Source organism: Streptomyces musisoli, from assembly GCF_016741855.1.
In the GTDB taxonomy this organism is placed as follows: Bacteria; Actinomycetota; Actinomycetes; order Streptomycetales; family Streptomycetaceae; genus Streptomyces; species Streptomyces musisoli.
The window spans coordinates 69,111-92,028 of sequence record NZ_JAERRH010000023.1 but is presented as its reverse complement, the minus strand read 5'-3'; the positions used below and the strand labels follow the sequence as shown (position 1 = coordinate 92,028).

The 22,918-nt window shown below is 67.5% G+C and carries 24 protein-coding genes and 5 pseudogenes; 11 read left to right on the top strand and 18 right to left on the bottom strand.

Annotated elements, in window-relative coordinates:
* Nucleotides 1-365: 365 nt before the first annotated feature.
* Genes JK361_RS35305 through JK361_RS35275 form a run of 7 tightly spaced genes read right to left on the bottom strand, consistent with a single transcriptional unit; the run spans nt 366 to nt 7,742 of the window.
* The gene (locus JK361_RS35305; protein WP_201826225.1) at nt 366-1,139 is read right to left on the bottom strand and encodes a DUF6879 family protein; all 774 of its coding nucleotides are present in this window, start codon (nt 1,137-1,139) and stop codon (nt 366-368) included.
* The gene (locus JK361_RS35300) at nt 1,136-2,116 is read right to left on the bottom strand and encodes a hypothetical protein (RefSeq protein ID WP_201826223.1); all 981 of its coding nucleotides are present in this window, start codon (nt 2,114-2,116) and stop codon (nt 1,136-1,138) included. The genes JK361_RS35305 and JK361_RS35300 overlap by 4 nt, the downstream gene beginning before the upstream one ends.
* Nucleotides 2,117-2,156: 40 nt before the next feature.
* Nucleotides 2,157-3,119 (bottom strand): SCO2521 family protein, encoded by a 963-nt coding sequence (locus JK361_RS35295; RefSeq protein WP_201826221.1) that lies wholly within the window; start codon nt 3,117-3,119, stop codon nt 2,157-2,159.
* 1 nt (nt 3,120) lies between these two features.
* Nucleotides 3,121-4,137: an SCO2522 family protein gene (locus JK361_RS35290; protein WP_201826220.1), complete on the bottom strand. Its 1,017-nt coding sequence runs from the start codon at nt 4,135-4,137 to the stop codon at nt 3,121-3,123.
* Complete coding sequence (locus tag JK361_RS35285; protein WP_201826218.1) at nt 4,134-5,054, bottom strand: SCO2523 family variant P-loop protein; 921 nt, start codon at nt 5,052-5,054, stop codon at nt 4,134-4,136. Before JK361_RS35285 ends, JK361_RS35290 begins: the two co-directional genes overlap by 4 nt.
* A gap of 2 nt (nt 5,055-5,056) precedes the next feature.
* Nucleotides 5,057-6,919: an SCO2524 family protein gene (locus JK361_RS35280; RefSeq protein WP_201826216.1), complete on the bottom strand. Its 1,863-nt coding sequence runs from the start codon at nt 6,917-6,919 to the stop codon at nt 5,057-5,059.
* Between the two features lie 43 nt (nt 6,920-6,962).
* The gene (locus JK361_RS35275) at nt 6,963-7,742 is read right to left on the bottom strand and encodes an SCO2525 family SAM-dependent methyltransferase (protein ID WP_201826247.1); all 780 of its coding nucleotides are present in this window, start codon (nt 7,740-7,742) and stop codon (nt 6,963-6,965) included.
* Between the two features lie 151 nt (nt 7,743-7,893).
* On the opposite strand from JK361_RS35275, the gene JK361_RS35270 reads away from it, so the two are divergent.
* Complete coding sequence (locus JK361_RS35270) at nt 7,894-8,358, top strand: GNAT family N-acetyltransferase (RefSeq protein WP_201826214.1); 465 nt, start codon at nt 7,894-7,896, stop codon at nt 8,356-8,358.
* Nucleotides 8,359-8,782: 424 nt separating this feature from the next.
* Here JK361_RS35270 and JK361_RS35265 read toward each other — a convergent pair whose 3' ends face one another.
* Nucleotides 8,783-9,457: a replication-relaxation family protein gene (locus tag JK361_RS35265; protein WP_201826212.1), complete on the bottom strand. Its 675-nt coding sequence runs from the start codon at nt 9,455-9,457 to the stop codon at nt 8,783-8,785.
* Nucleotides 9,458-9,507: 50 nt separating this feature from the next.
* Nucleotides 9,508-9,753 (bottom strand): annotated as a pseudogene (locus tag JK361_RS35260) (DUF1048 domain-containing protein); the annotation flags it as partial.
* A 1,035-nt stretch (nt 9,754-10,788) separates the two neighbouring features.
* On the opposite strand from JK361_RS35260, the gene JK361_RS35255 reads away from it, so the two are divergent.
* Both JK361_RS35255 and JK361_RS35250 read left to right on the top strand, forming a co-directional pair.
* Nucleotides 10,789-11,091, top strand: a complete 303-nt coding sequence (locus tag JK361_RS35255) for a hypothetical protein (RefSeq protein WP_201826210.1) — start codon at nt 10,789-10,791, stop codon at nt 11,089-11,091.
* Nucleotides 11,081-12,163 carry an RNA polymerase sigma factor gene (locus tag JK361_RS35250; protein WP_201826208.1) on the top strand — a complete coding sequence of 361 codons (1,083 nt, stop codon included), beginning with the start codon at nt 11,081-11,083 and terminating at the stop codon, nt 12,161-12,163. The genes JK361_RS35255 and JK361_RS35250 overlap by 11 nt, the downstream gene beginning before the upstream one ends.
* Nucleotides 12,164-12,226: 63 nt before the next feature.
* Here the strand turns inward: JK361_RS35250 and JK361_RS35245 are convergent.
* Nucleotides 12,227-12,562, bottom strand: a pseudogene (locus tag JK361_RS35245) (ASCH domain-containing protein).
* A 244-nt stretch (nt 12,563-12,806) separates the two neighbouring features.
* Here JK361_RS35245 and JK361_RS42485 point away from each other — a divergent pair.
* From JK361_RS42485 to JK361_RS35230, 3 genes are all read left to right on the top strand, one after another.
* Nucleotides 12,807-13,040, top strand: coding sequence for a hypothetical protein (locus JK361_RS42485; RefSeq protein ID WP_307787396.1), 234 nt, complete (start codon nt 12,807-12,809; stop codon nt 13,038-13,040).
* Between the two features lie 76 nt (nt 13,041-13,116).
* The gene (locus tag JK361_RS42480; protein WP_307787395.1) at nt 13,117-13,611 is read left to right on the top strand and encodes a hypothetical protein; all 495 of its coding nucleotides are present in this window, start codon (nt 13,117-13,119) and stop codon (nt 13,609-13,611) included.
* A 507-nt stretch (nt 13,612-14,118) separates the two neighbouring features.
* Entirely contained in the window at nt 14,119-14,709 is a 591-nt protein-coding gene (locus JK361_RS35230) for an alpha/beta hydrolase (protein WP_201826206.1), read from the top strand.
* 31 nt (nt 14,710-14,740) lie between these two features.
* On the opposite strand, the pseudogene istB reads toward JK361_RS35230, so the two are convergent.
* Together istB and JK361_RS35220 are read right to left on the bottom strand one after the other, a co-directional pair.
* Nucleotides 14,741-15,510, bottom strand: a pseudogene (gene istB, locus JK361_RS35225) (IS21-like element helper ATPase IstB).
* Nucleotides 15,507-15,893, bottom strand: a complete 387-nt coding sequence (locus tag JK361_RS35220) for a hypothetical protein (protein ID WP_372448771.1) — start codon at nt 15,891-15,893, stop codon at nt 15,507-15,509. Before JK361_RS35220 ends, istB begins: the two are co-directional and overlap by 4 nt.
* Here JK361_RS35220 and JK361_RS35215 point away from each other — a divergent pair.
* Nucleotides 15,860-16,279, top strand: a complete 420-nt coding sequence (locus JK361_RS35215; RefSeq protein ID WP_201826204.1) for an arsenate reductase ArsC — start codon at nt 15,860-15,862, stop codon at nt 16,277-16,279. The genes JK361_RS35220 and JK361_RS35215 overlap by 34 nt on opposite strands.
* A gap of 470 nt (nt 16,280-16,749) precedes the next feature.
* On the opposite strand, the gene JK361_RS35210 is transcribed toward JK361_RS35215, so the two are convergent.
* Nucleotides 16,750-17,328: a hypothetical protein gene (locus JK361_RS35210; RefSeq protein WP_201826202.1), complete on the bottom strand. Its 579-nt coding sequence runs from the start codon at nt 17,326-17,328 to the stop codon at nt 16,750-16,752.
* Between the two features lie 303 nt (nt 17,329-17,631).
* Between JK361_RS35210 and JK361_RS41715 the strand changes: the two are divergent.
* Nucleotides 17,632-17,970 (top strand): annotated as a pseudogene (locus JK361_RS41715) (AlbA family DNA-binding domain-containing protein); the annotation flags it as partial.
* 358 nt (nt 17,971-18,328) lie between these two features.
* Nucleotides 18,329-18,505 (top strand): annotated as a pseudogene (locus JK361_RS41710) (IS5-like element IS4811 family transposase); the annotation flags it as partial.
* 22 nt (nt 18,506-18,527) lie between these two features.
* Here JK361_RS41710 and JK361_RS35200 read toward each other — a convergent pair.
* Together JK361_RS35200 and JK361_RS35195 are read right to left on the bottom strand one after the other, a co-directional pair.
* Nucleotides 18,528-18,917, bottom strand: a complete 390-nt coding sequence (locus tag JK361_RS35200) for a VOC family protein (RefSeq protein ID WP_307787393.1) — start codon at nt 18,915-18,917, stop codon at nt 18,528-18,530.
* A gap of 357 nt (nt 18,918-19,274) precedes the next feature.
* Nucleotides 19,275-19,652, bottom strand: coding sequence for a hypothetical protein (locus JK361_RS35195; RefSeq protein WP_201826198.1), 378 nt, complete (start codon nt 19,650-19,652; stop codon nt 19,275-19,277).
* Between the two features lie 310 nt (nt 19,653-19,962).
* On the opposite strand from JK361_RS35195, the gene JK361_RS35190 reads away from it, so the two are divergent.
* Nucleotides 19,963-20,301 carry an amidase domain-containing protein gene (locus JK361_RS35190; protein WP_201826196.1) on the top strand — a complete coding sequence of 113 codons (339 nt, stop codon included), beginning with the start codon at nt 19,963-19,965 and terminating at the stop codon, nt 20,299-20,301.
* A 40-nt stretch (nt 20,302-20,341) separates the two neighbouring features.
* Nucleotides 20,342-20,797 (top strand): YdgH/BhsA/McbA family protein, encoded by a 456-nt coding sequence (locus JK361_RS35185; RefSeq protein ID WP_201826194.1) that lies wholly within the window; start codon nt 20,342-20,344, stop codon nt 20,795-20,797.
* Nucleotides 20,798-21,017: 220 nt separating this feature from the next.
* Here the strand turns inward: JK361_RS35185 and JK361_RS35180 are convergent, their stop codons facing one another.
* The 3 genes from JK361_RS35180 to tpg form a co-directional block, all read right to left on the bottom strand.
* Entirely contained in the window at nt 21,018-21,314 is a 297-nt protein-coding gene (locus JK361_RS35180) for a hypothetical protein (RefSeq protein WP_201826192.1), read from the bottom strand.
* Nucleotides 21,315-21,783: 469 nt separating this feature from the next.
* Complete coding sequence (locus JK361_RS35175) at nt 21,784-22,089, bottom strand: MazG nucleotide pyrophosphohydrolase domain-containing protein (RefSeq protein WP_201826190.1); 306 nt, start codon at nt 22,087-22,089, stop codon at nt 21,784-21,786.
* A 264-nt stretch (nt 22,090-22,353) separates the two neighbouring features.
* Nucleotides 22,354-22,911, bottom strand: coding sequence for a telomere-protecting terminal protein Tpg (gene tpg / locus JK361_RS35170; RefSeq protein WP_201826188.1), 558 nt, complete (start codon nt 22,909-22,911; stop codon nt 22,354-22,356).
* Nucleotides 22,912-22,918 lie beyond the last annotated feature (7 nt).

Here is a 22,918-nt window from a genome sequence, read left to right as displayed (position 1 = left end):
CCGACCGTCAAACCAGAAACCAGGAATCAGAAACTGGTCAGTCATCAGCGCTGCCCGGAAAGCGGAAAGAAGAAGAATGGCGTGGAATGCGCACAGTCTTTCGAAATCGGTAAGCGACTGAAAACAGGGCACTACCCGTCACTGTCGACGGCCGACCGGCCGGAATTCATCTACCGACGACACGGCGGCTGGTGGGCCGAGATGCCCGGCATGAGCCGCCACACGACACCCCAGCCGCGACACCGCCGCCTCCGACCAGGGACTTGGTTGTCCCCGCCCGACACGGGTTTCCGTCCGGAGGAGGCCACGGCCCGCGCCACCGCTGAGGGCCAGGGCATTCACTGCGCATGTGCTCGGCTGAGTGGTCAGCTGTCGGCCGGTTCGGTGGCGTTCCACAGCAGGTCGAAACGGCTTACAAAGGGCTCGACACGGTGCGCGTGCGCGTCGATGCGCGTTGAGCAGTACGAGCCGAGCGGATCGAAGTCGACCTCATAGGACAGCGCTCCGTCGAAGACGACGAAGTCGGTCATCGCGCCGCGGCGAAGAGAGGGCGGGAGCTTTTCCAGGACTGCCACGCGAACCTGGACGCCCACCTGCCTCTGCGCGGTGCAGAGTGGAACGAGGGCGGCGGCCTGCGCGGAACGTTGGACAACGAACAAACGCCTGACGCTGGCCCCGCGTTCGATCGCCTCGCCTTGGGCGGCCAGGTAGCGGCCGGCCGATCCCGTGCTCCCCGAGTAGTCGTCGACGACGGTGGTGGTGACGGCGTCGATGCTCTTGCGCGTGCACCTGGTGAGCGTCAGGAGCCAGTCGTGGTTCTCGCCGGGGCACTCGGCAACGGAGTCGGTCAGGTTCTCCAGGTGCGCAGCCAGACGGTCGATCTCCGCGTACACGAACTCGCGCAGGATGCCGGGCCCTGCGGAGAGGGCCTCGGCGGCGTCCACGAGCCGGGGAACTCCGTCGCCGCGCAGTTTTTCCACTTGGGCGAAGAGCCTGGTCGCCGCACTGATGTCGGCGAACCGCCTGTCTACCGCCTGCCTCAGATCGTTCAGCCGGCTCACAACCGACGCCGTGACCCGCACCATCAGCACGGTGCCGGCACACAGCACGGCCGCCACCACGGCGACGAGGAGCCTCATCGCGCCGGTGGCCGTGTTGAGGGTTCCGGCCGGGGGGCCGGCTCGGCGGCGGACTCCCACAGGTCGTTGAAGCGCCTGACCTGCACGTCGACGCGGCGGGCGTCCGCGTCGAGTCTGGTCTGAAGGTAGCTCTGTTGCCGGTCCGGTTCGAACTCCAGATACAGCGCGTCATCGAAGATCACGATGTCTCGTGCCGCTGCCCGGGTGTGCCGGTGCGGTGAGAGGACCATGAAGCGCACCTTGATGCCCAGGTCGAGCTGTCCCTGGCAGAGTGCCGTGAACCTGATCATGAAATTGGGGTCGCTCTCCTCGTCGGCATTGATCATGAAGAGGCGCCGGATATGCACCCCGGGGTCCCGCATCGCCTCGATCTGTGCGTCGAGGTAGTGCCCCGCCGGGTCGGTATCCCAAAAGGGCCGGTCGACGGAGCTGCTCGTGGCGTCGATGGTGCGCTGGGCACATCCGGTGAGCCTGATGAGCCACTCGTTGTTGTCCCGCTGCCAATGGGCGGTCATCCCGGTCAGGTCCGTGACGACCGAGGCAAGACTCTCGATCTCGGCGCGGGCGAAGGCCTTCACGATGTCCGGGCCCTGCAGCCCCACCTGACTCGCGCTCTTGATCAGACGTCGCGCGTCACCGGTGCTCATGCCGGCCTGATCGAGCTCGTTGAGAAGGGCGGCGGCCTCACTGAGCTGGATGAATTGGTCCCCGAGCACCCGGGTCTGGTTGCGCTGGCCGGTCTCCACCGAGTCCAGGCGCTTCTCGAAGTCGACCATGTACTGCACGATCAATGCCGCCCCTCCGATGACGACGGACATCGCGAGCTTCCACAGCTCGTCCTCGGACTGGTCGATCAGGTTGGTGACGACATAGGCGACCGTGCCCACGACGACGGTGATCAGCGTCTTGAGTACGACGGGCGGCACCCGCACTCCGCCCGCCGTGCCCGGCCCCGGTGTGCCCGGCTCTCCGGCCATACCTGCCCCTCCCCGCCAGGTGGTGGTAGATGGTGCTCGGTCAGTCCGAGGTCAGCAGCTCACTCCTCGACCGGACGGCGCGCAGCACCAGTTGGTCGCGGATACGCTGTGCCAGGGCGTTCCACTGCCTGCTGTAGCCGGAGTTCTCGTCCAACTCCTCCCAGGCAGTGTGCAGGGTGCGATCGACACGGCTCAGTGGCATCCACAGATGCAACAGGTGGTCGACGAGGGAACACAGCACCTTCAGAAGTCTGGAGTCCTCGTAGCCGGCCTGCAGTCCGTCGAGTTTGTACGCGACCGTCGTCAGCAGCCAGTCATGGAGGGCCAGGTCCTCGCACAGTCCGGCCGCGGCAGCAGGCGTGGTTGCGTGGGGGAGCCGCAGTTCGACGGTCCGCAGACCGTCATCGGCCTTGGTGAAGAGTACGGACGTCTCCTTGCCGCCGGCGGCCGGTGTCGCGGTCCAGCGCAGGCTGGTGTCGGCGGTGGTGAGCGGGGGGCTGAGGTCGAGGATCCGGTGTCGGGAGATCCTTGCCGTCAGGCTCTCGGCGATCGGTCCGATGTCCAGCTCGTTCTGTCGGGGCCCCGCCAGAAACCCTTCGGCGACAGACCTCACGGGAAGCCGGCCGACCGGTATCAGGCAACCGGGCCGGACCAGGTAGTGGCCCCAGGACTGACGCCGGTCGGGACCGCAGGCCGGAGCGGAGAAGTACGCCGAGGACTGCAGAACCCGGCCCTCGACGATCGCCGCCCGGGCCGTCACCGTCCCCACCGCGCGGCTCCTGGTGCCCGTGACGCTCGGCATCCAGCAGTCGACGCCGGTGAGGAGGCCCGGGGAGACGGCGTACCGGCTGGGGTGCCGGGAAAGCCTGACCGGTTCGTCTGTGCGCAGCCGCAGCAACTGTTCGGCAGCCCGCTCGTCCACCGCGTCGCTGGTGGGCAGCAGGCAGGTGTGCACCTCGCCGCAGGCGAGGACGGGACCCGAGGTGGTGCCGAGGCCGCTCATGTCACAGGCCTACCGGGAAGACGTAGGAGATCCGGTCCACGACCCCCGCGGGCACGTTGAAGCCCTCTGCCGCGCACCGCTCGGCGACCTGGCCGAGCGCCTCGGCCTCGACATGGACCTGGTCGAGGATGACGCGGACGGCGTGTTCCACGGGCAGAAAGCGGGCGGGGAGCACACTGCTGGTGACATACGCGGTGAAGGGCGCGGCCCGCGGGTCGAGGCGCAGCACGGGTGCCAGCGCGTCCCAATCGGCCGGGAACTCCTTGTCCTCCCAGGGGGTGGGGGTGAGCACCGCGTGCCCGTTGTCGCGCAGCAGTCCGAGGCGGACCAGTTGCCAAAGGGCGGCGAGGAAGGCACAGGACCAGCTGCGTTCCTCCTCGGGGCCGCTCCACAGTTCGACGTCCATGAAGACGGAGTGGCCACGCGCGCCCGTCTCGCTGGGCGGCTGCCAGACGGCGCCGGTGGAGTTCAGGGCGGGAGAAATGCGCTGGAACGGGGAACGCCGGCCGTTGGTGAGCCAGCCGGTGCGGCTGACCGGCGGGCGGAAGCCTGTGCTGTCGGGCGGCGGTGACTCGACCAGCCGTCGCAGGACGCACTCGGCCAGCTCGACCCGGTCACGGCGGCCGGAGCTGCCGGCGAGGGGCTCGGTGCCGCCGGAGACAGGACCGGCACAGCCCGACTCGCGGGCCAGGTAGTCGATGGTCAGCCCGGCCTCGGCCGCCGCCTCCAGCAGCGGCGGTATCAGTTCGGCCGGGGTGGACAGGCGGGAGAAGTAGTCGTCGATCAGGAAGCAGGTGCTGATACGGGGCCGCTTGTCGGAGTTCAGCGTGCCGAGGCCGGCACGGGCGGCGTCCGCCCAGGGCCGCACGGCCGCGAAGTGCCGTCGCAGCCGGGAGGGGCCTTCAACGAAGTCCTCCATGTACAAGTGGCCGAGTTCCAGGGACAGATGGGAGTACGGCAGTGCTTCGGTGCGCGGTTCAGCGCTTGTCTCCCTGAAGGCGGACTCCGTCCCGCTCACCACTGCCCCCAGAACGTGTCGATGGTCAGCCGCTGCGCGAGGTCTTTCATGGCCTGCCACGTCTCGTTGCGGGCGATCCCGCGGTCGTACACGTCCTCGTCGGTGATGAGGCGTTCCTGCCACTGCAGGACGGGTTCCAGCGGAATGGACGCCAGCACCCTGGCCTTGCCGATGCCACGGCCTGCCGCGAGTTCCTCGAGTGCTTGGTCGCACTGCCGCATCCACACGTACTGCGCGGGCGACACCTGTGACCACAATGGCGACTCGAGATCGGGTACGGCGGCTCGGACGAAACGGATCGAACCGCTCAGCACATCCGGCTGGTGGCCCATGGCTGTCCCGGCGTGCACGAGTCCCTGGCTGCCGTAGGCGAGTTCGGCGGCAGCCATGACGTGCTGGCGGGTCCACCGGTGGAAGACGAGCCAGCGGTTCTCGAGCCGGCCGAGGCCGGCGTGAGGCGAGGTGGCGGTGAGGAGGAGGTCGACCGCGTAGCTGCGTCCAGCGCTCAAGTCCACGAAAAGGAAGGAGAATTCACGTTGGAGTCGCAGGACGAGATCCACAAGGCGGTGGCGGTTCTCCTCGGTAGTGAGGAATTCGCCGCCCGTGCGGTCACCGGGCAGCAGGACGAGTCGGCCGGAGCCGGCGGGCCTGTCGCGCAGGGCGGGGTGTTCGGTGCGGGACCAGACGTCGATCCGCAGCGGCTCGCCTGTCCGGCCCTGCAGATACGAGTGCAGTCCGCATCCCTCGGCTCTGTGGACCCCGTCGGGCAGGTCGAACACCGCGGCGGCGGTGGGCGATCCGAAGTCGAAGTCCAGAAAGCAGACGTCATCCCCGTCCAACGACCGTTGGTAGGCGAGGTTGGCGCTGGTCACAGAGCGGCCGGTGCCTCCCTTGTCCGAGGCTGCGAGGACCAGCACGGTCACACCCCCTGAAAACCGTTGCCATGGGCACGGGCGAGGGCGTCGAGCCTCGACAGTGCGCCGAGAGCCAGGGCGTAGGCGCTGCCAGGCTGCTTGTCGACCAGTTGCCGGGCGCGGCACAGGTCCGCCTCGATCCTCCTGTTCTCCACGCTCAGAGGGCTTTTGGGGGCGGGAGCGGGCTGCTGCATCAGCTCCTTGCCGAAGAGGTGGGACGCCTCGCTGATCGCCGCCCGGGCCAGCACGGAGAGTTCGGTGCTGCGGATCGGCTCCTGGTCGTAGAAAGCGTGCGCGGCGACCATGCACTCGGTGACGCGCTCGGTGAGGCTCCAGGACAACATCGGCCCCTGGCGACCGGGCGATTCGGGATAAACCGCGTGTACGTCGTCCCACAGGCCGACGCCTTCGCCGTCGCTGATGCGCCGGTGCCAGAGGTGGTCGAGGATGCTCTCGGCGAGCCTGATCAACCGTTCCTGCGATCCGACGTTCCGTGACAGACCGCACAGTTGGACGGTCCGCTTGAGCAGCTGCGCGGAGAAGTCGTTCCTCTTCCACGTCATGGCCGGCCCCAGCTTCTCGCTGCCCAGCAGGGGCATGGTGACCCCGGAGTTGTGCAGGCAGACGGCCGGGTCGTCACGGGTGGCGCCGCTGGTGATCCGGCCGCGTTCGGCGAGGCGTTCCAGGATGCCGACGATGCGGGTGAGGTAGTGGTCGGTCGTGCGGCGGCGCATGAGGTCGTGGACGAGGATGGAGGTCACGCAGAGGGAGAAGTACTCCGACTCCAGTTGCTGGAGCGTGGTGCGCCAGGGGAGGTCCTCCAGCGGCCAGGCATCGTCGTCGAACCGGGCGATGGCGGACCAGTACTGCTGGGCGATCTCCCAGCGCAGTCTCAGAGCTTCGGCCAGCCTCTGCTGCTCGGCGTTGAGCAGACCGAGGACGAGAGTGCGCTCGGAGAAGACGTCGATGATCCCGTCGAGGGCTACGGCGGTGAAGTAGAGGTAGGGCACGGGGCGCGCTACGCCCCGCGGCTGTCTGCCGACGCGCTGGGCGGCCGTCGGCTCCAGTTCTATCTCGGGGGCGTTCTCCACCACACTCCACGCCCAGCCGCACTCGAACAGACGGTTCTCGTCGCGTAGTTGGTCGCATATATCGGCGTCCAAGCCGAGAGTGACGCTCTCGGTGATGAGAGCCCGCATGGACTTGAAGCGGTCCCGGAAGCGCTGCAGGACCTGCCGGTCGGAGAGCCGGCCTCGGCCGAGCAACCGGGTGAGGGCCTGTCCCTGGGGGGAGGAGACGTCGACGACGTCGACGGTGAAGGAGCGCAGTAGGCCCACCATGGCGGCGGTGAGCCGGGCGCTGGTGTCGTCCCTGAGCCGGTCGACGCGGGTGAGAGTGGAGGCTCGCAGGGTCCTGCCCCGGTACACCTGGAGGAAGCCGAGGGTGGCGAGGCACAGGCTCACCGACATGGAGTAGGAGTCGACGACGCCGACTTCCCTCTGTTCCTCACCGAGTTCCTGCTCGGGATCCTCCGGTGTGAAGTAGTGGCCGCCGGCGAAGGTGGGGCCGTCCTCGCTGCGGTGCTTCTCCATGAAGTCGCCGAGGATCTCCACGAGACGCAGCGGGATCTCGGCGCAGTCGCCCGCACTCCGTAAAGCCCTCTCCACGTCCAGCCGGGTGGTGTCGGGGTCGTCCAGACGGAACGCCGCGATCTCAGTGGCGGGGTACAGAAGACAGAGCAGTCGCTCCGCGTCGGCCACACTGCTGAGCCCGCCCCACGCACCCCAGGACCACTCACCCTCGTTGAATGAGTGACGGGCCACGGCCTGCCAGATCTCCAAGAGGAGCTGACGCGGCTTGATCAGCATTCCGTGCCCCCTCACAGATCACCTCTCGCCGCTCGACGGCTCCTCAAGAGCTACCCCTCCGGCGGAAACCGCAAGCAAGGATCATGCACGTGTAGCCCGGACGCACCTCCCCCGGCTCGCCGACCCGGTAGATCACAAGGTGTTCGGCGAACTGCTCGACGCTGCCACGGATGTCGGATTCGCTCACGTCGCATGTGGGAAAGGGCGTCTCTCCCACCCAGTAGCCCTCGGAGTGTTCCATGAACGCGGCCGCGAAGGGCGCTCCCGGTTTCAGGGAACGCAGAAAGCACTCCACTCCCTCACGGAATTTCTCGTCGGCGCTGGAAAGGGCCTCGGCGACGAAGAACATGGTTCCGAGCTGCCACTGTTCCTGCCGGTCGACCAGCGCGCAGAGATCGCCCCGCTCGACCCGGGCAACCTCGCGCAACCGCTCCCAGGGCCCGCCGGGGAGGGCGGCATAGGCGTCGTCCCGACACAGCTCCCGCCAGAAGGCGTCCCAACCGCGGTCGTGTTTGTCGAGCTGCTGCTCCAGATAGTGCAGGTTCGGAGTCGCTCGGTCCAGCAGTGTGATCTCGTCACACCAGGGCAGCATCATGAAGCTCGGATAAAGGTTGGCTCCGGCGCCCACGTCGATACCCCGGACCCGCAGGCCGGGAAACGTCCGGAAATGATCACTGAAGTGTGCGCGGACGATCGCCATGATCTCCGCGTCGACAGGGAGCACTGTGCGGTAGTTTTTCCGGACGTAGGCCACGGGGTCGAAGGTGTCCCACCGTGCCTCTGCATTCAACTGCGCCGGATTTCCCGGTGATCCCAAAGACATGCCCCACGGTATCAACACGGTCGATCCCCGGCTTCTCGTCGCTCCCCTTGCCTTGCGAAGGAGGAGGCACGAGGGGCGCACGGCAGCATTTGTCACCGGACACCTGATCCCGGGACTTGAAGGTCCCGGACCGCCGGGCAATTCTGGTTCGATGCCAGCACTTCGCCCGTCGGTACGAGTACGCATTATCGCCAAGCAGGATCTGTCCGACCTCGCCGGTCTGGACCATGAGGTCTTTCCCGACGACCCCTATCCCGTCTCGGTCCTGCGTCAGTTCATGGACACGTTCGCAGGCCATCTGCTGGTGGCGGAAGACAACGGCGGTCTGTGCGGCTACGTGCTGGCCACGCCGCCGAACGCGGGGGAGAGCTGGATCTTCAGCTTGGGCGTCGCGCCCACCTCGCGACGGCAGGGGCTCGGCCGGCAGCTGATGAGCGAGATGCTGATGAGACTGCGCGCCGAGGGCACGCGCACCGTCCTGCTCTGGGTCGAGCCGCGCAACGCCCGGGCCGTCACTCTTTACGAGTCCTTCGGTTTCGTGCCCGACCCCGCTGGCCCCCGCAAGAACCACTTCGGCCCCGGCGAGCACCGCCTCCTCATGACACTCACCCTGTGACTACGTCCCGCGCGCTCAGGGGTGGTTGCCGTCACTCCGGTCGAGCGGCACCCCTTGGTGTTGGCGCATGCCCGTACCAGTTCTGGCCCGTGTAGCTACACCGCCGTGGTTTTGCCGCACTGGTGTCTCGGACTGGGTGCAATGGAGACGGAAACCGAGACGGGTGTGTACGGGTGCGCCTGCGGTCCGGGGCGTCCTCGGTGCTCGAGCGCCGCGACGAACAGGCTCCATCCGACGCACATGCATCGGCCCCGAGGGACCGCCGACTTGTGCGGGCGTCGGCCCGCCGGACTGCGCAACCATCATCTGCGCAGTCCGGCGGGCATCACTGAGCTGCTGAGGCTGGCCCGAATGCCGGGGTGGGACCAGCCGCGCCCGAGCCTGCGCAAACGCTGCGACTGCAGGCTGATTGCGCGGCAAATCCTCAGTGGACGCCGGAAGAGACTGCAGCATCGCTCCATCCGACTCGACTCTCGGGGTTGTGGACGGGACGCCGGACGGGCCCTGCAGGGCCGTGGACACGTAGGTCGGCCAGCGACGCGGTCAGGGCGGGCACGGTGCGCGCGAACGCGGTCGGTGAGAGGTCTCGGGCTGCTGCGTGCAGAGCGCTGATCCGTGCTTCGATCCCGGCTGGGCCGGTGCCGTCCAGGACGAACAGCACACGAGCGAAGAGCGGGTAGCGGCGACGCCACTCCTCTGACGGCGGCTCGGTGGGCAGGCGCCGGCCGGGAGGCGGCGCAGCTGTGTAGCGGTGGAGGCGTTCGTAAGCGGTGAGTTTGGCGGCCAGGCGTTCGGGTCCCATGGTGGCCCGGTCGCCTTCGACGAAAGCCCGCAACATCACACCCCGGTCTTCGCGCCGGTAGTACAGGAGTGCGCCCGGGATGAGGGCTTCACCAGCCCCGAGGGGGTGGTGAACTTCAGGGATCCAGTCGAACGGCTGGCAGGTGTCGCCGCGGCGCCGCGCGTCCAGGCCCTGGGCCTTTGAGGCGGTTCCTGGCCCCCTCGCCGACCGCTTCGCCCGCCGCGGCCGCACATCTGCGAGCGCTGGCCGACCGCCACGAGCACGACCGGATCCACGCGCAGGAGCCGACCTCACCATGAACCCCGCGTGGTGTTACCCGGCAGCGTCGCGAACCGGTCCGGCGGCTGTCACTTCCTGTCCGCGCCGGGTTCCCCGCTGATGGATTCCTGGTAGGCATCCGCGTAGGTGGGAGAGTCCTTGATCAGGTCGTCGCAGAACGCGGCGACGTCGGTGCCGATGAGTTCCAAGACTCCCTTGCCCGCAGCGACGCCCTCCTCGAAGAAGTAGACGATTCCGGGGAGGAGAGAGCCGTCGGACAGGCTGACCGGTCCGACCTTGAACAGGTACTTCTGCATCTCCTTGTAGACGGCGACCCTGTCATGTGCGGCTAGTGCACTCAAGTGGCGGTCAGCTGTTGGCTCATGCGGGCTTCCTCGGCCAGATGGGAGTGGCGCCTCTTCTGTCGAGGCGTCTGGTCATGAGGGTGATGGCTGGGCCTGTGCTCGAAGCGGCTCGGGGATCTCTTCCAAGCCATCAAGCACAGGCAGCACCCGCCCTGCGGCGAGCAGTTCCCCGGCCCATGTGGCCCCTGGGTAGGTTGCTGCGCAGGCCCTGACGGTCTGGCCGCCGACTGGAGAGTGAGAAGACGACCGGAACGGAGCCGCCGGCCCCCGACCGCCTCATCAGCACGCTCCGAGACGGTCTCCGCCAGCCCAATACTGCAGCAACCTCATCAGCGGATGCCTCGCCGAAACCGGCCTCGCCTCACCATGACAACGCCACGGCAACAACGTCAGTAGCCGCCGGGTCCATCGCCGCCGGAGGGACAGGGCGCAGCTCCAGCGCGTGCCGCAGGGCCTCATGCGAGAGCTACCGCCGCCTGCTCATCTCTGCCGGGAGGCGGGCCAATCTGCGGGGTCGGGCAATCACTCAAGCGATTTGGGGCGAGGGTTCACTCAGCAGCAAAAGTAAAGCGTCGGTAAATTTGCGGCTCGTCACTAGTGATCTGAGCCTTTGGGTGCGTGGTACAGGATGCGAAGGGTCTTGCCCTCGCAGAGGTGGGTGCAGTCCACGTTGGGCTCCGGGCAAAGAGTCGCCGACGACCGGACTGCTGGACAACCACCGCGCAGCCAACGCACTTGCCAGGCAGCGAAAGCCTCCGGCAAGTGCGTTTGGCATGCCCGTTTTGTTACATCGTTACGAACATCATGTACTTGTTGCGCAACCCATCGTGACTGTGGTCCTTGTGTACATGGACCCCCGTCGGCGACCTGCCCGGAGCCCGGGGGCCACTTCGGTTGTCCTGTTTCATCTACCTTCTGTGGGGTTTGCTAAGAATGACCGTGAAAGATAGCGCGCAACAGGACGGCGTGGTCCGTCGCGTTGGTAGGTGGTCTACGGCGGCGGCCGTGGTGATCACGGAGGCCGCGCAGCACTACGTGAGCCCCGCATCCACGCTGGAGACGGTCGTCGGCCACGCGAACACCGGCGCCATCTGGGGGCTGGGTTTTCAGCTCGTAGCCATGCTGGGCACAGGGGTGTACAAGGCCCTCCCGTCCGACGGCTCGTTCACCGTGTCGTGGCGCGTCCACAACAGGGGTGACAGCAGCGCTTCGTTGAAGGACGACCCCGCCCCGCGGCCGACGTCGTCGGCGGCGTCGGAGGCCCGCGTGACGGGGCCGGTGTCCGAGAACGAGAAGCATGGCGTCTGAGGGCTTTGGTGCTCGCCACGGGACCCCGCCTTCGGGCGGGGCCCCGTGGTCGGAGTTCGAGCAGCTCTACCGCGCCCATCACGCCAAGCTGACCACCTACCTGACGCGGCGGGGAATTTCGCCGGCGGACGCCAGTGACATCGTGTCGGTGTCGTTCGCGGATCTGTGGAAGTTCTGGCAGAAGAAGGAGCGCCCGCAGGATCCGACGCCCTACCTGTACAAGATCGTACGAACGCGGATGGTCGACCATATACGGCGACAGCAACGGGCTGCTCGCGTCGTGGACTTCGACGCACCGGATGCCGTGGGCCCATCTGAGGAGTTCGCCGCTTTTGTCGAGCCGGAGATGGGGCATCTGGAAGCCGTTGCGACGCTCCTGCAGCACCAGCACGCGGTCCCTACGCCACATGGGATCGGTCTGAAGGATACGGAGATTGCAGCCCTGGTCGGCCATGCGGGAGACCGTTCCCGGCCACCTGGCACGGCTCCGACGGGCCTTCCAGAACCGCTGGCCGTTGAGGCTCCTGTAAACCGTGGTGATACCCAAGAGGCAGCACCGCCCTCCAAGGCTGGTGCAGAGTTGCCGCCAGACTTCGAGGCTTTTTATCTTGGTCACCAGGAGATGTTCTGCGCGTACGCGGAGATCCACTTCGGCAGCCGCACGACCGCCGAAGAGGTCGTGCACGTGGCGCTTGTGGAGGTACTCGCCGGCTGGACGGAGCTGCTGCGCTCGGAAAACCTCGTACGGGGCGCGTGGGCGATCGTTCGGCGTACGGTGCACGACCGCCTGAAGCTGGAGAATCGGGCTCCGGCATTCGCCATCAAGGGGCCCATCGCTCAGGCCCTGGCAGCCGCTCGGGACCAGCTGAAGATGATTGAGTCCGCCTCCGGCCTGTACGGGGCGATCGCGGAGCTCCCGGGCCGGCAGTTCGACGTGATCGTATTGCGCTACATGCTCGGCTACCCCGCCTCTAAGGTCGCTTGGTACATGGGCATTGACGAGCGAACGGTCGGGTACCACTTGCGCCGTGGCAGAGAGCGCTTGCGCGTTATGTTGGGCCGATCCACCTAGCGCAGGACGCCATTGCAGGAACGTTTCCTAACGAGCTCGTTAGGCGACCGCCAGCACCTCGATCTAAATGGCCAGCGCACCGAGCGCTTCCTTCTCTGGCGGATAGATGCCACGGATGTTGGCCAGTTGCTACTCACGGGTGGCCGTGGGGGTCACGTTCGCTGGCGCTTCGCCATCGAGCAGCGCTGCAAAGTCCGCGTACTCAGTCACCCGCAGAACCCGGACGTCGCACGTCTCCTCGGTGCCCTTGATCCGGAAGCGGATCGTGTCACCCGCAGCCATGTCGGCCAGGCGCGGGTATTTCGCCCTGACTCCGATCGTCTTGCGGCCAGCGGAGACGAGATCGAAGTATGTGCGGTACAGGTTCAGCTCGTGCCTGCGAGCGGGCGTCCTGGTCATGCGGCTGTGACACTCCTGGCGGGTTGAGACAGCAGGCGGCCGATCTCGCCGTCAGCCTGCCGCTCCCCGCCCCGGCGGACCTGACCGCCCCGTCGTCCAGCTGCTGCTGTGCCGCTACCTCGCCCAGACCCGCCACCGCCACCGCTGCCCCAACCCCCTCCTCGCCCCCACCGGGCCGACGGGGACCTGGAAGCTCCTGCCCACCACCGACCAGCACGGCCAACTCGCCCTGCCTTGCGCCCTAATGGCCGTCTACGACTTGGGCCACCTCTCCTACGGCGAACAACTGCGCTGGCGCACCCAGCGCTGCCCGGCACACGCCACCGCCTCCGGCGCCGCCGACCTCGCCCTGGCCGACTGGGAACCCTTCGACCCTCTCCTGCACGCGGCACACATCCACACCCGTCTGCCCCACCCTCCGCCCCGCCCCACCGAAGGGGATAACCAGTGCCGCACCACGCCCTGGAAGACGCACTGACCCGCCCCCTACCCCGCCCAACCAGCACCGCGCCGCCCGCCTGCTGCCGCTCGCCGCCAACCACGACGCCACCCGCATGATGGCCCTCGTCGCCGCCAAGACGCCCCAGCGCGCCGCCCACCGTCTGCGCCACCGCCTCGGCACCCGGCTGCCCATCGACGTGATCACCACCCACTACCCGGACGCCAGCCACAGCGTGCTCCTCAACGTCGCCTTCCCGCCCGTCGCGTACGCCGCTCTCACCGCCTCCGCCCGCCGCGCCCAGCAGACCCCCGAGCGCTTCCTGGAGCTGACCCTGCACCAGGCCCTGGCCGAACACGCCGACCATCTACAGGTCAAGGCGAGCCGCGGAATCGACAGCAATGCTGCCGCCGCACGCGCTTGGCGCCGCGCGGGCTGGGCCTTCCTAGCCGGACTTTCCCTGATCGGCTTCGCATCGCGCTTGCCCGGATGGGGTGCCGTTCTGCTGATTCTGCTCGGAGTGGGTGTCCACACTCTCGGTGAACTCCTCCATGCAGCAGGGTCGTTCGAGTTGCGCTATAACCTTGCCCCCGCACATGCCCAAGGCTAGTACTCGGGCGTCTTCCGGTTCGGCAGCGGTCTGGGAAGCGTCGCAGCGCCCTCCCTCCTGGCGTGGCTCTGCCTCGACACAGGCACCTCGGGCTGGCTACTGATAGGTGCCCTCTTCTTGGGTGTCGGACTCATCGTCCCTCGCACGGTTCGATGGGCGCAGCAAACCCACCCGGACCAATCCGCACGCCCCGCAACCACTACACACCAGGCGCTGTGACTACACCTCAAACACACTCTAGAACCGATGTCACCTGAACGCAGGTGACGCGTTCATAGTCTTCGATCTGGTGCCGTTGCTCGGCGGGACGAGGTGCGTGCTCGTCGTCTCCACACCTGAGGACTGTTCCGCCGTCTCCTTCAAATACGGAGACAAGCCCTCCGTGATGGCTACATATCGACGGTCAAACAATTCCCCAGGGTTCATGGTCCCGTAATTCCCCAGGAGGGTGGTTGTGGCGGCGCAGCGCCGGGGGTCACGTGATCGGCTGACTAGTAGTCTGCGGCCATGTCTGATCCGGTCCGCTTCGCCATGCCCACCCGTTTCGACGGAGGCCGAGATCGTGTCGCTGTTGTCGTTCCAGGTGTCGGTTACTCGCCTGCCCGGCCGCTACTGCACTTCGCCCGGAGCGTCCTGCTCCAGCGCGGCTGGACGGTCCAGGAGCTGTGGTGGCAGATCCCCGATGGGTTCGCGCAGTTCACGGTGGTCGACCGGATCGCATGGGTGGAGCGGCAGGTCACCGAGGCCATCGAAGCCGAGGCGGGGGCTTGTCGGCTCGTCGTCGGCAAGTCCCTGGGCTCCCTGGCCTGCGGCATCACAGCCGACAGGAAGATCCCGGCAGCCTGGCTCACCCCGGTCCTGACCATCGACCACGTTGCCGAGGCTCTCCGGCGAGCCATGGAGCCGACCCTCCTCATCGGCGGAAGCGCCGACAGGCTCTGGGATTCACGCATTGCTGCGTCCCTGCGACACGATGTCCTGGAATTGCCCTCGGCGGACCATGGCCTGGAGCTTGCGGACGATGCCGCTGGATCGGTTGAGGTCCTGCGGCAAGTCGTCTCTCGGCTGGATCGCTTCGTCGGCTCGCTCGACCGCTGAGGGCATCTAACAAGATCGGCTCGGGCGGGTCCTAGCCGCTGGCGGAGGTGTCCGGCTTGCGGGTGGGGCCCTTGGGCCGCTTGTTGGGCCGGTAGCTGGGGCCGTTCATGATGACCTGGTGGCTGGAGTTGACCAACCGGTCCAGCAGTGACTCGGCGACGACCGGGTTGGGGAAGAGGGGATACCAGTCGCTGGGCGCCCTGTTGCTGGTGATGATCAGAAATCGGTCTTGCCGCTCGGAGACGAGTTCGTAGAGGTCGTCGGCCTGGGAGGCGGTCAGCTGGCGCATGGTGAAGTCGTCGAGGATGAGCAGGTCGGGGCGGATGAGTTCGCGCATGCGTTTTTCCCAGGTGCGGTCCGCGTGGCCGCCGGCGAGTTCGGCGAGGATGCGGCTGGTCTTTGCGAAGCGGACGTTCGCGCCCTAGCGGACGGCCTGGTGGCCGAGGGCCTGAGCGACGTGTGTCTTCCCGACGCCGACGGGGCCGAAATGACGGACTCGCCGGAGTGGAGCCAGCGCAGGGCCGCAAGGTCGCGGATCTGGGCGGCGGGCAGCTTCGGGGAGGCGTTGAAGTCGAAGCCCTCCAAGGTGGCCTGCTGCTCGAACTTCGCCTTGCGCAGGCGGCGTTCGAGCGCGACGGACTCACGCCGGGTGATCTCGTCGTGGCAGCGGACCTGCAGGAAGTCGAGGTGTCCGAGTTCGCCTTTCTGGGCCTGGGTGAGGCGGGCATCGAGGGTTTCCAGCATCCCGGACAGCCGCAGGGTTTTGAGAGAATCGCGCAGGGCGGTGGTCATCACGCTCATCGGGCGGCCTCCTCGGCGTCACCGCGGCCCTGGTCCTCGTGGACACTGCCGGGCGTCTGGGTGGGGACGGTGGCGGCGAACAGGCCCTCGGGCCCGTGAAGGAAGGCCGAGGCTCCGGCGTCGCCGGTCTCGGGTTCCGGGTCGGTCTCGGTGCCGGCGACTAGGATGCCCTTGACGGTGCGGTAGGAGGGGGCGCCGACCGCGACCGCCTTGCGGCAGGCGGCCTCCAGCCGGATGTCCCCGTACTTCTTCCGCAGCCCGAGCACCCCTTGGGCGGCGCGGAGCCGGTAGAGGGCGTTGACCTCCAGGAGCTGGTCGATGACCTCCCGGCAGGTGTCCCCGACCTGAGATGCCTGGCCGCGGCACCAGATCGGCGTGCGCATTCTGCATCCACAACGCCGGCCGCTCCCAGATGGGCGCCGCCTTCCTCACCCACCTCGCCGCCGACCACGTCGAGGTCTGCTCGGCAGGCTCCGCGCCCGCCGACACCGTCAACCCAGCCGTGGTCGAAGCCATGAAAGAGGTCGGCATCGACATCTCCACGCAGAAGCCGAAGGTCCTCACCCCCGAAGCCGTGCAGTCCTCGGACGTGGTGATCACGATGGGCTGTGGGGACACCTGCCCGGTCTTCCCCGGCAAGCGGTACCTGGACTGGCAACTGGACGACCCGGCGGGCCAGGGAGTGGACGCCGTGCGACCCATCCGGGACCAGATCGAGCAGCGCGTGCGCGGCCTGCTTGCCGAGCTCGGCATCCCGGCAACGGTATGACGCCCCTCGAATCGACGCTGCGAGCCGGGAAGCCCCGGGAAAACGCGTGGGCTCTCAAGATCAACCGTGCGAGGACTGGCTGACCCGTATCCCGCAGTCACCCCGCCACGCCCACCCCCAACACCTGCGCCCCGTTGCAGTGGATCCCCTTACCTAAGTGACGATCAAACTTAAGGTTCGGCAGCTGGAGCATCCGTAATGAGCCGCCGCCTGCTGCTCTTGTCCGTACGGCTGTGGTGGCACCCCTACTGAGAGACCGTCCCTTCGGCGCCGGCGGCGCGCTTCGAGCTGCGCCAGCTGGCTCGCGCCCGGCGAGCCGTCCAGGCCGCGTGACCGCGCGTCGACCGGGAGCCCTCTCAGAGGCCCGCGCTGTGCCCGGGTGTGCGCAGCGCTGCCGCTGGGTTCCAGGAACGACGTGACGCGGCGGTCCCTGACCCAGACCCGGATGGTCGGCCGCCGCCGTGTCCGGCTCAGGAGTAGGTGATCGGGCAGCCGTTCCGCAGGGAGTACTGCGCGGCGCGTAGGTAGAGCGCCACGTAGAAGGCCGCGTCCCGGTCCTCGGCCCACGGTCCCGGCCGCACCCGTGCGGTCCGTTCCGCCCCGCCCTCCAGGAACCACAGGCTCAGGGCGAGGTTCCCGTCGGCCGGTATCGCGTCCACGGGCAACCCGACAGCACCGGCCAGCCGCTCGGCCAGGGCGAGAACCCGCGGGGCCCCGGCGACCGTTGTCTCCTCGCCGGAGTAGGCGGTGCCGACGGGGAGCACGATCTCCTCCTCCAGCGCGAGGGGCACCAGCACGTTCCAGTCGAGGAGGGCTGACAGCTCCGCGTCGGTCAGCCGCGTCCTGCACAGCGCCACGAAGCCGTCCATGGACGGGCTGACCTTCTCCTCGAACCAGCCAGGCGCCTCCCGTGCGGCCTGCCGCAGCTCGTAAGGGGGCAGGCCGCGCCGCTCCAGCTCGGTGTTCAGCGCGGCGGCGACGTCCCCGTACCCGTCCTCCCCGGGCTGAGACCAGTCCTGCGCGGCGACACTCACCAGATAGACACCCATGATCGCAACGTATCGGCCGCCACCGACAACGTCCCGGCCCCTCGTGACAACCAGGGTGAACAAGCGCTCAAAGAGGGACGGGATCGCGCTCGCGAGTACGGGGGCAGGGCCCTGTTGAGCCATCAGTTTTCTGGAGGGTTACTCAGCGCCTGCCATCGCAGGGGGAAGCGTCTCTGGTAGAGGCCGATAGGCCCTCTACGCTGCCGCGCATGGCACGTACATGGACAAGACTCCACGAGCACCTCGGATGCCCGCCCGGTCCTCTCACCTTCGACATGGTCCGCCAGGCCGCGGTGGAAGGAGGTGCTTCCTCAGCCGCCCCGGGACGGCCGGTGGAACGAGTTGGCGAAGGACGTCGCCGCCATGGCCAACACACGCGGCGGGCTGATCATCTTCGGTGTCCAGGACAAGACGACCGCTGTGGTGGGCATTGACCCTGACGAGGTCAACTGGCAGCAGTACGCCCAGTGGATCCGCAACCACGTCCAGCCCTACCTGCAGGACCTGGACATATTCGAGCTGACCGACGGGACGAAGACCGTCCTGGTCGTGGATGTGCCGGCGAGCGAGATGGCACCGCACTTCGTGTACGGCGGCGCAGCACGCGATAAGGAACAGCAGGCCGCGGTCGTCCCCTACCGGGATAACGACCACACCGCCTGGATGCCGGAGCACCAGATCGAGCGCGCCTACCGCGACCGCTTCGCCCGCGTCGGCCACGCCGAGGAAGAGATCCAGCGTCACATCGACTTCACGACCCAGACCATCATTGCGCACGCCTACACGCCCTCAGCATGGTTCTTCGCGGTCTCCCGGCCCCAGCGACCCCTGCCGCGCGGTGCCTACGCGATGAAGCCGGGATCAGGCACGGGATGTCCTGGAGGCCGCCACGACACGAGCCCACGTCCTGCACCCGAGAGAGCTGGTGCCGGGCCTTCTGATCGGAATGGGGCCGGACACCCGGCTCAACCCACGCCCCGGGCTGCGCCGCTGGGTGTGCTTCGTCATCCTGCCCCGCCGCTGGAAAGTCGAGCGCACGATCGGCTGGTGCATGAACGCACGCCGCAACGAACGCCTTCCCCAGCACTCCGAAGCACACCTGAACTGGGCACTCATCACCATGATGACCCGGCGCCTGAACCGAAAAAGCCCCCGCACCAGCCAGTGGACGAAGAGGACGCCGTGATCATGCGACGTCATCATTCGCGGACAGGTTCAAGGAACTCGAGCCGATTGCCCAGCTTGTCGAACGCATAGAAGCGATCGTGGCCAGGAAAGTTGTCATCCCAGGTGACGCTCACTCCTTTGTCTTCCAACCGCTTGGCGAGCGCCTGGAGCGAGGTCACAAGGATGCCCGGATGCGCCTTCCTGTTCGGGCGGAAGTCCTCTTCAACCCCCAAGTGGACCTCCAGGCCACCACATCGGAACCAGCACCCACCACGAGTCGCCAGCACCGGCGGCTTCTCGAGCTCTGTCATGCCGAGAACGTCTCCCCAGAACTCGCGGCAGATGTCCTCAGCACCTGGTGGGATCGCAAGCTGCACGTGATGCAGGCCGTCCAAGGCGTATCCGAGCGTTCCCAGAGCCACAACTTCTCCTCCACCAAGGAATCTTGACGTCAAGATAATGAGAGCTGAGCGCTCCTGGCAAGGGCGCGGACTCGGCAGAGGGCACGGCAAGTTGAGAAGACGACGTTCAAAAACACCTTGTCAACCATCATCAGTGGTCCGTCGATACCTCAGGGCCCGCTGACACCGACCCCCCGGATCATGAACAACAAAGGGGGGAAGTCATGCGGGACCCGAAGGTTGGTAGCCCGGTAACGGGGGATATCACCACCCGGCCCTTGGGGGCCGTTTGGCTCGTGCACCTCGCACGCTGAACTCCGCCATACGGATATCGGGGCTTTGGCCACGCTGGTCCAGCCAGTGCGGACGGCGAGGCGGTCAGCGCCCGTACAGCGAGATCACGGTCCGGCCAAAGGACACGGGCCGGTTGGCGCCGCGATGCCAATTGCGAACGTCCCAACGAATCCGTGCGAGGGGCGGCAGGACCATCGGCACCGTCTTGTCGCCGTTGTGCGAGCTGCCTGCGGCAAGGACCTGCCCCACGGAGGCATGGCTGGCGAATGGGCCAGCCTGCCATGGCTCTTGAGCATGCATGTTGTAGCGGGGCTCCAAGATCGCGGCGGGAAGCCAGGTGCCGCCGGCGTCACGAACCTGGAGGGCGACGCCGAGCCAGGGGCCTTCGGAAGGCCTGTCAGTCATGCCCTGCGGGAGATCGCCGACGACGACGGAAAGGAAGACCGCCGTCACCTCGGTCAAGTCGATGGGCTCTGAGTGGCCGCCCCGGGTGAGCGTGACGCCCGAGGAACGGTCAAGGTTGTTCGCCCAGATCAGTCGAGCGGGACGTAACACGGTTCCCTCCAAGGGGCTGACGGGCCACGCGATCGCGCTGCCCCATGAGACACCATGTTCGCGCGGGGCAGCACGGGCAAGGACCCCACCAAGACGACGAGGGCGAAGGGATTGGGCTGGCCGCCGTCACCCTGGTACGCCGCGCACCGCGTCTTGTCATGCGCCGATGAACGGGGCAGATATTGCATCGCGGCTTCTCGTGCTTTGCCCCGGAGCAGTGAAACCCGCCACGACAGCCGCGTACAGCTACAACAAGATGATTGCCTACGCGGAGAAGTACTGGAAACACCACAACTCCGCCTTCCGCACCTACGGCGGCAATGACTGCACGAACTTCCTGTCGCAGATCATGCTCGCCGGCGGCTGGAAGCCTGCAGGTGGCTCCATCATCCAGCGCACCAGCAACAAGTACTGGTTCTACGGACCCGTCAGCCTCTGGACGTCGTACACCTGGGGCGGAGCCGAGAACTGGTACTGGTACGACACGCACAACAAGCCCGTGAGCACGCTCGTCTCCGACCACCCGAACACCTGGTGGTACGCCCATCGCACGTGACAGGCTGCCGACCCCTCACAGGAGAAGAAGGAGCCCTTCCGTGAACCGTCGCCGCATCGCCGTCGCCGCGATCGCGTTACTGGTCCTGTCCGGCTGCTCGTCGGACAACGACGAAGCCAAACCCGCTGCCTCACCGACTGACGGCGCACGCCAGGCCGTCACCGACTACATCTCCGCTCTCAACACACGCAGTACGACCGGCCTCATCCGGATCGGCGGCGTTAAGGACGAGCCCTGGTCGCGACGAGAAGCAGCAAAGATCCTCGCCGACAAAGGCGGACGAGGATGGAAGATCAGCGATCTCGAGATCAACCACGACATGGGCCCCAACACCGGCAGCGCCCATCTCGCCGCCACGGACAAGGCGGGCAAGCCCATGAACGACACCTTCACGGTGACCCGGGGCAAGGGAACCTGGCACCTCGTCGTCTTCACCGGGCAGCCCACTTCGCCCGGCAAAACGCCGGCTTCAACCGGCACTCCGACCGCCTCCTAGAAGGCGACGACACACGCATCGGCCCGCACCGTGCTGTGCGGGCCGATGTCGTCCCATCCCCTGAGCGGATATATCCGGGCTCCGGTGTCAGCCGTCGTGAGTGAATCTGGCTGTCCATGCGCCGTTGCCATCGGCGGTCTCCCTCTCAATCACCTGGCGATGGCCAAGCTGCCGGGTAGTCAGCCATGGCACTGACTCCGTCGTGTCGTGGCCAATGTCGTCATGAGCCGAGGTGATGCCACCGGCGCACGAGTCGGGTGATGCGCGACCGGAAGTCGTTGTGGCCGTCGCGGGCAAGCTCGGCCGCGAGATGTCGGCCGATAAACGCGGGTGCGGCGTCGCCAAGCCCGAACAGAGTCGTGTCGAACGGACACCCGGGACGACAGCCTTCCTCTCGGCGGTCGAGGGTTCCGGTGGTCAGGTGATACAGGTGAGCGCCGGTCTGCCCCATCCCGCACAGCTCGGCGAACACACCCCGCCCGGCCTCGTTGAGGACGACCTCCGCATCGGCGCGCACACCCCCGCCCTCGTGCCGCACGGGGGAGTTACGTCACGTCCACAGCCGCAGCACGCCCGCGGCCGGCAGACCGTAGCGGTCCGCGGCCCGGTTGATCAGCGACGCGGTCAGCTCCCCAGCCAGCGGCACGGTCCGTAACGCCCCTGCTGCCACAGCTCTCCTCACGCCTGACCGCCACGGCCCCGCCCCGGCCGGGCACGGCGCCCCATCATGACCCGGCGCCCACCTGCGCAGCCAGGGCAAATGTCCGCACCGCGGGCACAGACGTGCAACGCGGCGCACACCGCGCCCTAGCCACCAGCGCCGCCGCGCACCACCCCAGGCGCTGACATGCCCGCCCGGCTGCAGAGCTTGTTGGCCAAGACGCGGATTTGCGACAGCAGGCCGGCCCGCGCCAGCGCATGGGGCACCGTCTGACCGCCCACGCGGAACCGGTACGCACGCGGACCGGCACAGGGAGCCGCCCGGCCTATTCTTCCCCGGTCCGCAGGAGAGTGCCGTTGGCCCCCGGGGTGTAGGTACGGCGTGCATTCTTCTCGATCTTGCGCGCGACTTCCTCAGCCAGGTCCACGCCCTGCATCTGGGCAAGCCCCACCAGGTACAGGAACACGTCGGCCAGCTCTTCGCCCCGGTCGGGAAGCTGCTTGCGCCAAGCCGTGAAAGCTTCACCGACCTCCGCCGTCAGGAGCCCGAACTCCATCGGCACGTCTGTGGTGTTGAACCCTTTGCTGAGCTTGTTCTCCCAGGCGAGCCTCTGCGCCTCGGCGATGTCCACGATGGTCCCCTCGGCAGCGTGGTCCGTTGTCTTGCGGCACCCTAGCGAGGCCCGCCGGGGCTGATGGGCGAAAGCCGTGCGAGGTCAGCCGAGACGGTCGGCACGCGCCGCCGAATCCGCGGCCGGCTCGTCGTCCTGGCCGTGGAGCGGCGAACAGCCCTCAGCGCTCGGCGGGGTGGAAAGGTGCAACGGCCGGCCCTTGGGCGCGGTCCGACGAGGCGCCGCTGCCGCTCACCGTTTGGCGCGGTGGCGTGACGGCCCGGGCTACAGCTCGAACTCGAGGTCGATCAGGTCGGTGAGTTCGACTTCGAGGCCGTGGGCGCGGTGGCCGTTGTCGCGGAAGTAGACCTCGCCCAGGGCCTCGGCGGCAATCTGGCGGAGCTGGTCCTCGGTGGCACCTGCCTCCCGGGCCGTGAAGAGGCGGGCGGCGTGCTGTGGCGGCAGGGCGAGGGTGAGGTGGCGGACGCGGGCGTCGTCGGTGCTGCCGGGGGCGGCGGTGTAGCCGAAGCGGCCCTGGACATCGATCATGATGCCGCCGGTGGTGGCCGCGGTCTGCTTGGCCTTGGCCCTGACTTGCGGCTGCCAGCGCACGCGGACCTCGCGTTCAAGGCGGTCGGCGAGCTGGGGCCGGGGGGTTTTGATCTGGTTCTTCACGTACCGTTTGACGGTGCGCTGGCTGATGCCGAGCAGCTCGGCCACCCGCCGGGTGCTGCGCTGGTGCTGGCGGACCAGGTAGCGCATCTGTGCCCCGGCGGTCTTCGGGATCGGGCGGGTGAACGCGCCCTGCACCGCTTTGTCGAGTCCTTCCCCGACCGTGACCATGCCGCGA